The organism is Algibacter pectinivorans, assembly GCF_900112595.1.
Taxonomy (GTDB): domain Bacteria; phylum Bacteroidota; class Bacteroidia; order Flavobacteriales; family Flavobacteriaceae; genus Algibacter_B; species Algibacter_B pectinivorans.
This window is the reverse complement of record NZ_FOMI01000002.1, coordinates 422,777-435,414: the sequence shown is the minus strand read 5'-3', so window position 1 is coordinate 435,414 and position 12,638 is coordinate 422,777. Positions and strand designations below refer to the sequence as shown.

Here is a 12,638-nt window from a genome sequence, read left to right as displayed (position 1 = left end):
CAAGATAACACTTTAAGCTCGTAAAATATGAACCAATAAAACCAAAAAAGTCACATTAATACAAATATGACTTTTAAATGCGTAAATCGAGGATAGATTATAAATTGAACTTAATTCCCTGAGCTAGTGGCAATTCTGTAGTATAATTAATGGTATTGGTTTGTCTGCGCATGTAAACTTTCCATGCATCTGAACCCGATTCGCGTCCGCCACCTGTATCTTTCTCACCTCCAAAAGCACCTCCAATTTCGGCTCCAGAAGTTCCAATATTTACATTTGCAATGCCACAATCCGACCCTTGAACAGACAAGAAACGTTCCGCCTCGCGTAAATTATTCGTCATAATAGCAGAACTTAACCCTTGCGTCACTTCATTTTGAATGTCTATAGCATTTTCAACCGTTCCAGAATATTTTAACAAGTATAAAACAGGTGCAAAAGTTTCGTGTTGTACAATCATAAAATTTGGTTTAGCTTCTGCAATTGCAGGCTTTACATAGCATCCGCTTTCATAACCTTTTCCAGAAAGCACACCACCTTCAACTACAAGGTTTCCGCCTTCTTCAACTACTTTCTCTAAAGCATTTTGATACATTTTAACAGCATCTTTATCTATTAACGGCCCAACATGATTGTTTTCATCTAGCGGGTTTCCAATGCGCAATTGTTTATACGCATCCACAACAGCAGTTTTTATCTTATCGTAAATCGATTCGTGAATTATTAATCGACGTGTACTTGTACAACGTTGTCCTGCGGTACCAACGGCCCCAAAAACAGCACCTATAACCGTCATTTTTATATCGGCATCTGGCGTAACAATTATAGCGTTATTGCCACCTAACTCCAATAAACTTTTACCTAAACGCGCAGCAACTTCTTGAGCTACCAATTTTCCCATTTTAGTAGAACCTGTTGCAGATATTAATGGAATGCGCGTGTCTTTACTCATAAATTCGCCAACCTTATAATCGCCATTTATTAAACATGAAATACCTTCTGGCAAGTTATTTTCGGCAAAAACTTCGGCAGCAATATTTTGGCACGCCACACCACACATAGGTGTTTTTTCCGAGGGTTTCCAAATACAAACATCGCCACAAACCCAAGCTAAAGCCGTATTCCACGCCCAAACAGCTACTGGAAAATTAAAAGCCGAAATAATACCAACCACACCTAGCGGATGGTATTGCTCGTACATGCGGTGTCCTGGACGCTCAGAGTGCATGGTTAAACCGTGTAACTGACGTGACAATCCTACTGCAAAATCGCAGATATCAATCATTTCTTGAACTTCGCCCAAACCTTCTTGATAACTTTTACCCATTTCATAGGACACTAGTTTACCTAAAGCCTCCTTTTTTTCTCGTAATTTATTACCAAATTGGCGTACAATTTCCCCTCGTTGTGGCGCTGGCATTGTTCGCCAAGTTTTAAAGGCCGATGTAGCAGCTTCCATAACTTTCTCGTAATCTGCCTTTGTAGTTTGTTTTATTTTACCCACCAATAATCCATCAACAGGCGAAAAAGATTCGATAATTTCACCAGAAGAAAAGTTAGTTAATCCTATAGATGACCCTTCATTTAAACCGGTTACACCAAGTATTTTAAGCGCGTTATCAATACCAAAATTCACTTCTTTATTACTCATTAATTATTGATTTATGGTTTATACTGAATATGTTTACGAATATACCAATTAAAAGTCGTTTTTACTGAAATTTACGAATTATATAATGATTGATTTCAGTTTTAATTAACAATAGAAAAACTACCGTTAATAGAGACTAAATAAGGCCTCTTTATATTCAACTTAAAACAGAGTTATCATCATAAAACATCTAACAACCAATCCATTCTATGAATAGTATTATCAACTGAAAAAAAAATATTTCATAAAAACTCGTGCTAATTATAAGAACATTTTTAAACTTACTAACTGTATTTTTTGGGAGTACTTTAACAAATACTAATAGTCTAAACTTAAAAAAATGAACGTAATTTTATTAACGAGAAACACCTTACGCTTTCTTTTTTACCTAATTTTGTTCATATAAATTCGTCTATCCATGTCTCTAAAAAAGCTTCTTGCGTTCATTTTTATACTTTCAATTATTGTTTCTTGTAAAAAGAAAGTTGTAGAAACCGATAACCTTTTTAAGTTTCGAGACTATATAAGCTACACCACTTCTGGCATAACATCGGTAGCAAATCCTATTCAAATTAATTTAGCTAATGAGGTTGAAGGCTGGGAAATGGGTCAGGACATTACAGATAACATTATAAGTATTAAACCTCATGTAGAAGGCAAATTAACAGCCGGAAATAAGCACACGCTCCTTTTTACACCCGATGAAAATCTAGAACCAGATACCGAATACACTGTTACCGTTAAACTTCGCGACATTTATAAAAATATGCCCGACGGTTTTAGCGATTACACCTTTCAGTTTAAAACAATAACACCAAGTTTTAATATAGATACCAATCATTTACAATCGTATAGCAAAAATTGGCAGTACATGGAAGGCGTAATAAAATCTGCCGATATCATTTCGCTTAAAGATGCCAAAACCTTAGTTAAAGCGACTCAAAATGGTGAAAACCTATCCATAGTTTTTAACGAAGCCAATACATCTTCAAAGTATTTCGAGTTTAAAATTGACAGTATTAATCGTAAAATAGACGACGATAACATACTTGTTAAATGGAATGGAAAAGCCATAAAAGCATCAAACGAGGGCGAAAACACCATGGCTATTCCAGGTATAAATAATTTTAGCATTGTAAACGTAGACGTCATTCAATCGCCCGAACAATATTTATCTATAAACTTCTCAGATCCATTAAAAAAACAACAAAATTTTGATGGTTTAGTCACTATTCAAAAGGTAAAAAACCCAAAATACATTGTGGATGGCAATGTATTAAAAGTATATCCAGACACTAAATTAGTTGGCAACATTCAAGTTGATGTATTTCAAGGCATAAAAAACACCGATGGTTTTAAGCTGAAGAAACCTTTTTCTGAAACCATTGCTTTCGAATCTTTAAAACCACAAGTTCGACTAATTAGCAATGGTACTATTTTACCAAATTCCGAACAACTAAAATTCAATTTCGAGGCGGTTAATTTAAGTGCTGTTGATGTTCGTGTTATTAAGATTTTTGAAGACAATATCCTTCAGTTTCTACAAGACAATAATTTAAGCAGCAATAACACTTACGATATTAAAAAGGTTGGTCGTCGTATTGCAAAACAAACTATACCACTACAAACCGCAGCCGAAAATTCTGGAAAATGGAAAGCCTATAGTATAGATTTATCTCAATATTTTAAAGCAGATGCTGGCGCCATTTACCGTATAGAATTAAGTTTTAATAAAAGTTATTCATTATACGATTGCGAGGCTAATGCCGGCATTTCAAATTCTGAAAGCGATGATTACGATGATTATTATGAAGATGATTACTATGAGGGTAATTACACCGATACAGATGGTGAAGATGAAGAATTACGCGAAGAAGCATATTGGGACAATAAGGCTTACCGCTACAAAAACTATACATACAATTGGCGAGAAGAGCAAAACCCTTGTCATGATGCCTACTACGGCGAAAATAAAATAGTGTCTCAAAATTTATTGGCTTCAAACTTGGGTGTTATTGCTAAACAAGGCGCTAACAACTCGTATTATTTTGCAGTTTCCAATATACTTAATACCAATCCTGAAGCTGGTGCTAAAGTGGCTATTTATAATTTCCAGCAGCAAGAATTAGCCAGTAGAAATACCGACGAGCAAGGTTTAACCTTAATCGATTCCGATAAAAATGCAGCATTCGCCATTGTTTCAAAAGGGAAAAATAAAACCTATGTAAAACTTCATGATGGTAACTCATTATCCTTAAGCAAATTCGATGTATCTGGAAATCGTTTACAACGCGGACTTAAAGGTTATATTTATGGCGAACGCGGTGTTTGGCGACCAGGAGACACATTACACTTAACCTTTATGCTAAATGATAGAGCAAATCCGCTCCCAAAAAACCATCCTGTAAAACTCGAAATTACCGACCCCAATGGTAAATTGGTACATAAAAACGTTACTACCAATAATATTGATAATTTCTACAAGTTCACAGTAACAACATCCACCGAAGATAAAACAGGAAATTACAATGCTAAAGTATCTGTAGGAGGTGCTACATTTTACAAACCTTTAAAAATTGAAACTGTAAAACCTAATCGCTTAAAAATTAAAGTCGATTTTGAAAACGAGATACTTTCTAGTAAAACTCCTCTTGAAGGGCACTTAGATGTAAAATGGCTTCATGGCGCTCCAGGAAAAAATTTAAAAGCCGAGGTAAAAGCTAAATTTAGTACAGCCTATTCGGCGTTTAAAAATTATAAAGATTATACGTTTAACGACCCAACACGCAACTTTCAAACCGAAGAAATAAATGTTTTTGAAGGCAAAGTAAATAACGAAGGCTTAGCCACAATAAATAAAAACCTGAGTGTTGGTAAAAATGCTCCTGGTATGCTTAACGTTCAATTTTTAGTCCGTGCCTTCGAAAATGGTGGTGACTTCTCAATGGACGCCTTTACAAAACAATACGCACCTTACGAGTCTTTTGTAGGATTGCGTTCGCCAAAAGGCAATGCGTACGGTTCGTTTTTTACAGACGAAAATCAACAGTTTGATGTCGTTGTAGTCGATAAAAATGGCAAGCCTATAAAACGAAACAATCTAGAAGTTAAAATTTATAAAGTAGAATGGCGTTGGTGGTGGAATTCCTCTTACGATAATTTGTCTAGCTACGTGTCTAGCAACTACCACAGGCCTTACACCACAACAAAAGTAAACACAGATGCAAATGGCAAAGCCACTTTTAACATTAAGGTTCCTGATAATGATAGAGGCCGCTATTTAATAAGAGTTTCCGATCCTGTAAGTGGTCATGCCACAGGACGAACAGCCTATTTTTATAAAAACTGGTGGCAAAAATCACCATCTAGCGATAAAGAAGCCGCTAAAATGCTAGTCTTTTCTGCCGATAAAGAAAACTATAATGTTGGCGAAACCGCTAAAATTACCTTTGCATCAGGAAGCGAAGGGCGTGCTTTGGTAAGTATAGAAAATGGTACCGAAGTTTTAGATTATAAATGGGTAAAAACAGCCAAAGGAGAAACCGTTGTGGATATTCCAATTAGTAATGATATGGCACCAAATGTGTTTGTAAACATTTCATTACTACAACCGCATGCTATTACGGCCAACGATTTACCAATTCGTTTATATGGCGTAATTCCAATTATGGTAGAAGACCCAAACACTATATTACAACCTCAATTGCAAATGCCAGATAAATTACGCCCAGAGCAAACCTTTGAGGTTAAAATATCTGAAAAAAACAAAAAAGCCATGACCTATACCATTGCTATGGTTGAAGAAGGCTTGCTAGATTTAACACGTTTTAAAACCCCAAATGCTTGGGATGAATTTTATAAACGTGAAGCTTTAGGTGTAAAAACTTGGGATGTTTTCGATGATGTTATTGGTGCCTATTCTGGCAGCATAGACCAAGTATTTGCTATTGGTGGCGATGGTAGTGCTGCTGGCGGAAAAAACAAAAAAGCAAACCGTTTTAAACCTGTAGTTACCTATTTAGGACCTTTTAAATTGGATGCAGGACAAACCAAAACACATCAAATAAAACTACCAAATTACATAGGTTCGGTACGCACCATGGTGGTTTCAGGAAACAACAGCAATGAAGCTTACGGAAGCACAGATAAGGCTGTAGAAGTTAAAAAACCGCTTATGGTTTTAGCAACGCTTCCGCGGAAGTTAAGCCCAGGTGAAAAAGTAACCTTGCCAGTTACTGTTTTTGCTATGGAACCTAAAATGAAAAATGTAAACATTAGTTTAAAACTGAGCGATGGCATTTCGATTGTTGGAGAAACCACTAAAACCTTGAATTTTGCCCAACCGGACGAACAAATGGCTTATTTTGAATTAGATGTTAGTAAAGCTAAAGGCATTAATACCGTTGAAGTGATTGCTACTGGAAATGGTGAAAAATCGACTTACAAAGTAGAGTTAGATGTTTTAAACACCAACCCAATAACATCCAAAGCTATAGATAAAACCTTAGCAGCAAATGCTTCTGAAACTTTAGACTTTACAACCTTTGGTGTGGCAGGAACAAATGCTGCAACCATTGAGTTTTCAACCCTTCCGCCGATGGATTTTTCACGCAGGCTGCAATACTTAATTCAATATCCGCATGGTTGTGTAGAGCAAACCACATCCAGTGTGTTTCCTCAATTATTTTTAGCCGATATTTTTGATTTAACTTACGATAAAAAGAAACAAATTCAAACCAATGTAGAAAATGGCATTAAGCGTTTAGGACATTTTCAGCGTGCACATGGCGGACTAAGTTATTGGATTGGAGAACAAAGCGCGAATGATTGGGGAACAAGTTACGCTGGTCATTTTATGCTTGAAGCCGAAAAGAAAGGCTATGTATTGCCACTTACCTTTAAAAGCAATTGGTTAAAATACCAAAAGCAAGCGGCTAGAAATTGGCGCCCTAGCTATAGAAGCTATAATTCCGATTTGGCTCAAGCCTACAGGCTTTACACATTAGCATTAGCGGGAAGTCCGGAATTAGGAAGCATGAACAGGCTTCGAGAATTCTCCGAAATTTCTAACGAAGCCAAATGGCGATTGGCAGCAGCTTATGCTTTAGCAGGACAGCAAGAAGCTAGCGATAAAATTTCGCAGTCGGCAAATATTAATTTTAAACCTCAGCGCTATAATTATTATACCTATGGATCTGTAGATAGAAACCGTGCTATGGCTTTAGAGACTATGGTACTTACCAAAAACGCTAAAATGCGAGAACTAGCCGAAACTATTGCTAAAGATTTATCGAGCGACCGATGGATGAGCACACAAACCTCGGCATACAGTTTATTGGCTATGGCTAAAATGGTTAATGCCAATGGCGGAAAAGCGTTAAACGTAAATTACACCATAAACGGAAAAACTGAAAATATAGAAACCAAAAGTGCCATTGCACAACGGGAGTTACAAGTTGTTGATGGCGCTAATAATTTAACTTTTACAAATGCGAAAGACAATGTGGTTTATGTTCGTGTGTTAAATTCTGGAAAATTACCGCTAGGTCAAGAATTGGTCGAGCAACGTGGTTTAAGCGTATCTGTTAAATACAAAGATTTAAAAGGCAATCCAATTGAAATATCTAAGCTTATGCAAGGTCAAGATTTTATGGCCACTGTAAGCGTAAGTAATTTAAAAAATGCGGCTGTAAATGATGTGGCTTTAACCCAAATTTTCCCGTCGGGTTGGGACATTGTAAATACTCGTTTTACGGCCTTTGGAAGCACAGTAACAAGCGCCGCAAGACATACCGATATTAGAGACGACCGCGTAAATTTCTATTTTGATTTACCAGAAAAAGGCAAACACAGCACCAAAACGTTTAATGTGATGTTGAATGCCTCGTATTTAGGCACCTATTATTTACCTGGTGTACAAGCCGAAGCCATGTACGATAATGAATTTTTAGTTAGAACTAAAGGAGAATGGGTTACGGTTGAGAAGTGATATGAAAGCAAAGGACATATTAAAACAAAAATCGCACAGACCTTTTGCATACCCAAAACGTTCTTGGAAATTTTACCAAGAATGGAATAAGGCTGTTTTTTTACATTGGGAAGTTAACCCAGAATTAATTAAACCGCTAATTCCTAAACCTTTAAAAGTAGATACTCTTAACGGTAAAACATGGGTAAGTTTAGTGGCTTTTAACATGAATAATATTGGTGTTAGGAGCTTACCAAAAATCCCTCACATTTCAGATTTTCAAGAAATAAATATTCGTGTTTATGTGGTTTGTAATGGCAAGCCTAGTGTGTACTTTTTAAGTATGGAAGGCAGTAAAAAAACTTCTTGTAAGGTTTTAAAAACACTTTCTAAATTTCCATATAGGCATTCTAAAATGAGTAGAAACGCATCTACTTTTACATCAGAAAATAATATATTTAATGACACGTTTTATATAAAATATGAACGCAATGAAACGCCTGTTAAAAAAGATGAAACCGATTTATGGCTTACTGAACGTTATGCGGTATTTCAAGATTATAAAAAACATATTATTGAGTACGACGTGCACCATGTGGAATGGCCCATGCAAAATATAAACATTAGTAGTGTAAAATTAAACTATGGGCGTTTTAACCATTTAATAAATAACCAACCAGATAGAATGCATTACTCTAGCGGCGTGCAAGTTTTAACTTGGAATAAGAAGAAAATGCCACTTATTAGTAATTAAATACCTTTTGAGCAATGACAAATGACTTTAAACCGTATTATGCGGTAATCTTTACATCAACTCAAAATGAAATTATTGAAGGTTATGCAGACATGGCTGATAAAATGGAACATTTAGCCAAACAGCAACCTGGTTTTCTAGGTATGGAAAGTGCAAGAGATGGTATTGGAATTACTGTTAGCTATTGGGAAACTGTTGAAGCCATTAATAACTGGAAACAACAAACGGAGCATTTACAGGCACAACAAAAAGGAAGACAAGATTGGTACAGTTGGTATAAGGTAAGAATTTGCAAAGTAGAACGCGAATATGAGTTTCTAAGAAACCAAGAATCTTAATAAAACAGCTTCTTTTTTAGTTTCCTTTAGCAAAACTAAATCTGCTCCTGCTTGTAATGGATGAGCGTTAAATTAAAAATATTAATAAATTAAAACTAAACTCCTACACAATTCCTTGCCTTCATGAAGGGAAGGTGTCCAAAGGACGGAAAGGTAAATGACAGGCCTAATAAACACCATAAAGAAACATAAAATTAAATCGGCAATTATTGCTGTACTATGTTTTGCTTATATGTTTTGTCTGCCAAAACAACTTTTTAAAGACCCTACAGCTACTGTAATTACAAGTTCCAATAATGAACTTTTAGGTGCACAAATTGCCAAAGATGGACAATGGCGTTTTCCGCACAACGATTCTATTCCCGATAAATTTAAAACTTGTATTCTACAATTTGAAGACGAGTACTTTTATAAACATCCTGGGTTTAACCCAATTTCTATTTTTAAGACCATACGAGATAATTTAAAATCTGGAGGTATTAAACGTGGCGGAAGCACCCTAACGCAACAGGTTATCAGACTATCGAGAAAAGGACAACCTAGAACCTATTTTGAAAAAGTAAAAGAAATAATTCTAGCCACACGTTTGGAGTTACGAGAGTCTAAAGATAATATTTTAGCGTTTTATACCAGTAATGCCCCTTTCGGGGGAAATGTGGTAGGGCTTGAAGCAGCTTCGTGGCGGTATTTTAATAGACATGCTAACGATTTATCGTGGGCAGAAAGTGCCACCTTAGCAGTTTTACCAAATGCACCTAGCTTAATTTACCCCGGGAAAAACCAAGAGCGCTTATTAAATAAACGAAATCGCCTACTGAAAAAACTTTTAGATAATGCGATTTTAGATTCACTTACCTATAAACTTTCTATTGCCGAAGGTTTGCCTCAAAAACCTTATCCGCTGCCGCAAATAGCACCTCATTTATTACAAAAAATAACTAAAAAGTATTACGGACAACGCATTTATACTACCATAAACACAAAGCTTCAAGACCGTGTAAACCGTATTGTAAAAACGCATTACAATCAACTTAGCCAAAACGAAATTCATAATGCAGCGGTTTTAGTTTTAAATGTAAAAACCAGACAAGTTTTAGCTTATGTAGGTAATACACCAACAGATAAAGCACATCAAAAGGATGTGGATATTATTGATAAACCTAGAAGTACCGGTAGTATTTTAAAACCCTTTTTATATGCTGCTATGCTAGATACTGGCGACTTACTACCTAATACTTTGGTAGCCGATGTACCCACACAATTTGGAAGCTATAACCCAGAAAACTACGACAAAACCTATGATGGCGCTGTACCTGCAAGTCGCGCTTTATCGCGCTCTTTAAATGTGCCTGCGGTTAGAATGTTGCAAAGTTTTGGTTTAGATAGATTCTACCATTATTTAAAACAACTACATCTTAAGGATTTAAAATATAATGCCAATCATTACGGATTATCCTTAGTTTTAGGAGGTGCCGAAAGTAACCTTTGGGATTTATGTAAAAGCTATGCTGCTTTATCTTCAACCTTAAACCATTTCTCTGAACATTCTAGCGAGTACTTTTCAAATGAATTTTGCGAACCTACGTTTTTGGCTTCTGAAGTGGTTGATTTTGGAAACAAAACTACGGATAAAACGCTTTTTGATGCCGCCTCTATATATCTTACCTACGAAAGTTTAAAAGAAGTAAACCGACCTGAAAGTGATGAAAGTTGGGAGTTTTTTGATGGCTCGAAGCAAATAGCTTGGAAAACCGGTACCAGTTTCGGCTTTAGAGATGCTTGGGCCATTGGAACCACAAAAGATTATGTGGTTGGTGTTTGGGTTGGAAATGCCGATGGCGAAGGCCGACCAGGATTAGTTGGCGTGCAAACCGCTGCCCCAATTTTATTTGATGTTTTTGATGCTTTACCAAATTCCGATTGGTTTGCTAAACCTTTTGATGAAATGCAAAACGTTACTATATGCAAACAAAGCGGCCATAGAGCTTCTCCAAATTGCAATGATACCCAAGAAAAATACATTCAAATTAGCGGACTAAAAACCAAACCATGTCCGTATCATGTTTTAATTCATTTGGATAAAAATAACTCCTTTCAAGTGAACGCTTCGTGCGAGGATTTAAGTAATATTAACCATAAGTCTTGGTTTGTGCTGCCACCATTAATGGCTTATTATTACAAAACTAAAAATCCATTTTATAAACCTTTACCAAAATTTAGAAGTGATTGTTTAGGCGAAAATAGTGTGTCTATAGATTTTATTTACCCAAAAGCCAATAACAGTATTTTTTTACCGAAAGATTTTGATGGCAATACCAACAATCTTATTTTAAAAATTGCCCATTCCAAGCCAGAAACTACAGTGTTCTGGTATGTTGATGAAAGGTTTATTGGAAGCACAAAAGATATTCATGAGTTAGCGGTTAAACCAACATCAGGGCAACATATTATTACGGTTGTTGATGCATTTGGAAACGAGGCAAAACGACAATTTGAAATATCAGAATAATTACCATCTAATGGTTGTTCTAATCATACAATGATCGCTTTTAAACGTGTTTATTTTTTTTGTAGCTACAACCTGCAAGTCTTTTGAAACCCAAATATGATCTAAAGAAAGCAAGGGCATATTCCAAAACCACGTTTCGCGAAATCCATTTCCTTTTTCATTAAAAGCATGATTAAAATTAGATTTAATGGCACTAAAAAATTTCGACTCAAAAGGCACATTAAAATCCCCTAGCAACACAGCGCGTTCTTTTTCTTCTATTTGTGCATCAATAAAATCTAAACCCCAAGCTCGAGGAACATCTAAGCTTCCTACACCATCAACAGCATAAAAACGAATATCTTTCACTTTAAAGCTTACAATAACGGTTCTGAATTTGTTCTGATTTACTTCAATATTTTCGATAGGTGTTCTAGAAAAAATGGAAATTTCTTCACCAGAAAAATAAAAATGATACTCAGGAAAATCAAGCTGAAGCCTTTTAATATTCATTCTACGAGCTTCAACCAAAACAAAAACATCAGGAATATTTTCGTTTTCTATAAAAGCTTCTTTAAAATTATTTTCTCGAGATGCGTTCCATAAAACAACTTCTAAATCGTTTTCTTGAGCGTCTTCCGGAATATTAATTTTAAAACTTCGGCTTAACCAAATTACCAATAACAATCCGGTTAATATGAGGTTATACCTTCTATATCTTTTAGATAAAAAAACACTTAAAACTAAAACTGCAACAATTATAATGGGTAAAGGCAACATGTAATAAAGCAAGGAGCTTTGATGGCTACTTTCTTTAACCACAAAATGAATGGCTAATAAAGCAATAATAATTGCCATATTTAAAACGAGGTAAAGCCCTCTAATAAACTTTAGCATTAGCGTAATTCAAAACCTTTTGCGGCCCACCAAGGGTGTACTTCAATCACTAATCTTCCGGCCTTAACCATTGGATCTGAATTTGCTAAACTATCGGCCATTTTTAAAGTTGGTACATTGTAAATGGTTATACCGCGAATATCGCCATCATCACCAAAAGGACCAGAAATATCAGCATAACCTAACTGGTACATTTTTTTTAAATGTGCCAAATGTTGTTTTTGGAGTTTTGCAGATTCCTCTTCGTTTTGCATACGAATAGCACCTTTTTTTAAAAACGCCATAAAATACTGCTGCATTATGATAGTATCTTGAGTGGCTTCATCTACATAATCGAAAATTTGAAAACCTTTAGCCGTAAGTTCTTCCTTAATTTCCTTTATAGTTTTCGGAACTTCTGGTTCTATTTCAGCAACATCATTTATAACATTACTAACCTCATTAACAACCTCTTCTGTTTCCGGTTTTACTGAATTGTCTTTACATGCAAATAGCACGAAACTAAGCGTAAATATTACTAGAATTCTTTTCATTAATTTCAT

At 35.6% G+C, this 12,638-nt stretch carries 7 protein-coding genes; 4 read left to right on the top strand and 3 right to left on the bottom strand.

What is annotated here, in order from left to right; genetic code table 11:
* Positions 1-97: 97 nt before the first annotated feature.
* Positions 98-1,651 carry an L-piperidine-6-carboxylate dehydrogenase gene (amaB, locus tag BMY96_RS04580; protein WP_092849637.1) on the bottom strand — a complete coding sequence of 518 codons (1,554 nt, stop codon included), beginning with the start codon at positions 1,649-1,651 and terminating at the stop codon, positions 98-100.
* 418 nt (positions 1,652-2,069) lie between these two features.
* Between amaB and BMY96_RS04575 the strand changes: the two genes are divergently transcribed.
* From BMY96_RS04575 to pbpC, 4 genes are all read left to right on the top strand, one after another.
* Positions 2,070-7,640 carry an MG2 domain-containing protein gene (locus BMY96_RS04575; protein WP_092849634.1) on the top strand — a complete coding sequence of 1,857 codons (5,571 nt, stop codon included), beginning with the start codon at positions 2,070-2,072 and terminating at the stop codon, positions 7,638-7,640.
* Between the two features lies 1 nt (position 7,641).
* Complete coding sequence (locus BMY96_RS04570; protein WP_092849631.1) at positions 7,642-8,373, top strand: YqjF family protein; 732 nt, start codon at positions 7,642-7,644, stop codon at positions 8,371-8,373.
* 14 nt (positions 8,374-8,387) lie between these two features.
* Positions 8,388-8,711 (top strand): antibiotic biosynthesis monooxygenase family protein, encoded by a 324-nt coding sequence (locus BMY96_RS04565; protein WP_092849628.1) that lies wholly within the window; start codon positions 8,388-8,390, stop codon positions 8,709-8,711.
* A gap of 157 nt (positions 8,712-8,868) precedes the next feature.
* Positions 8,869-11,220 carry a penicillin-binding protein 1C gene (gene pbpC / locus BMY96_RS04560; RefSeq protein ID WP_092849625.1) on the top strand — a complete coding sequence of 784 codons (2,352 nt, stop codon included), beginning with the start codon at positions 8,869-8,871 and terminating at the stop codon, positions 11,218-11,220.
* Here the strand turns inward: pbpC and BMY96_RS04555 are convergent, their stop codons facing one another.
* Positions 11,221-12,057, bottom strand: coding sequence for an endonuclease/exonuclease/phosphatase family protein (locus BMY96_RS04555; protein WP_175473510.1), 837 nt, complete (start codon positions 12,055-12,057; stop codon positions 11,221-11,223).
* Positions 12,058-12,095: 38 nt separating this feature from the next.
* Positions 12,096-12,629: a YciI family protein gene (locus tag BMY96_RS04550; RefSeq protein WP_092849618.1), complete on the bottom strand. Its 534-nt coding sequence runs from the start codon at positions 12,627-12,629 to the stop codon at positions 12,096-12,098.
* Positions 12,630-12,638 lie beyond the last annotated feature (9 nt).